At 74.1% G+C, this 1347-nt stretch carries 1 protein-coding gene; it reads right to left on the minus strand.

The window, feature by feature from the left end; genetic code table 11:
* Positions 1-68: 68 nt before the first annotated feature.
* Positions 69-1347, minus strand: a 1279-nt coding sequence (locus JNW87_RS38740) for an SbcC/MukB-like Walker B domain-containing protein (RefSeq protein WP_305070487.1), incomplete at its 5' end; no start/stop codon positions are given.

Genomic DNA, 1347 nt, shown 5'->3' on the forward strand with positions numbered 1-1347 from the left:
CTGGCTCGGACTGGGCCGCGGCCGGCCGGCGGGGTCGGCCTGGTCGGTTGGCGGCTGCGGGCGCACCCTCATTCGTCGGCGAGGCCGAGGACGAGCTCGGACGGGTCGAAGGGGTCGGCGGTGCCCGGCGCGCGGCGGGTCTCCGGCGAGCCGAGCGCGCGGGCCAGCGTCCCGTCGAAGTCGGCGATGTTGACCGAGCCGTCCCACACGAGCAGCAGGGTGGAGACCGTGTGCTCGACGGTGGAGTGGGACAGGTCGTAGTGCGCCGCGCCGCTGACCGCCGGGTGGGTGGCCCACAGGTCGTACCCGGTCATGAACAGGTCCAGGTCGAACTGCTTCGCCAGCGCCATCAGCTCGCCGCGGCCGGTGTCGTCCACCCCGGCGAATGCCTCGTCCAGACCGAGCAGGCGGGGCGCGTCCAGCCGGGCCGAGCTGAACAGGGCGTTGGCGGCGGCGAACAGCGGCAGGTGCAGCGACACCGACTGTTCGCCACCGGAGAGCTGGCTGTGCCGGGCCCGGGTCAGGGCCTCGGTGCCGCCGCCGGGCCGGTGCAGGGTGAAGGCGAACGTGCGCCACTGCCGGTAGTCGAGCACCTCACCCAGCAGTTCCCGGTACGGCCGCTCGAGGTGCATCGCCCGTGCCGCCTTGATCCGGGCGGCGAAGTGCCGGCGCATGGTGGTGAGCTGCGCCGGCCCCAGCCGGGCCGGATCCCGTTCCAGCAGCTTGCAGACCTCCCGCTGCTCAGCGTCGAGGTCGTCCGCGAGCCGCCAGCCGACGCCGACGGTGAGCCCGGAGGACATCCGGCGGGCCCGCATCTGGGTGTCCATCGCTCCCACCAGGTCACGGGCCTCGATGGTGCGGTGGTGGATCTGCCGGGCGAGCTGGCCGAGCAACGCGTCCTCCAGCACTCGCTGCTCGGCATCGGTGAGCAGCTGTTCCTGGTCGCGTCGCTCGCGGGCGATTCGGTCGGCGAAGTGCGCCACCGGGGTGAGCCCCTGCTCGTCGACGACTCGGACGACGATGACCCCGTCGTCGGTGTCCCACTCGGGCCGCTGGTCGAGCCCGGCCGCCGGCAGCTGCGCCTGCAGCTCGGTCAGCGCGGTGGTGAGGCGGGTGGCGCTCTGCTTGAGCGAGGTCTCGGTCGGACTGAGCTCCCGGGTGGCCGCGAGGATCGCCTCGTGCAGAGCGGTCACCTGCGGATCCAGGTCCGAGCCGGGTCCGTCGTCGGTCGCCCGGGCCGGCCACCGCAGCTCCGTCGGGCAGCGCAGCAGCCCCAGCAGGTCCGGTCGGGCGTACGGGCGCAGCCGCAACGCGTCGTGGTGCGCCTCGGCCACCGCCGCGGCGACG

Source organism: Micromonospora sp. ATA51 (assembly GCF_016802855.1).
GTDB classification, from domain to species: domain Bacteria; phylum Actinomycetota; class Actinomycetes; order Mycobacteriales; family Micromonosporaceae; genus Micromonospora; species Micromonospora sicca.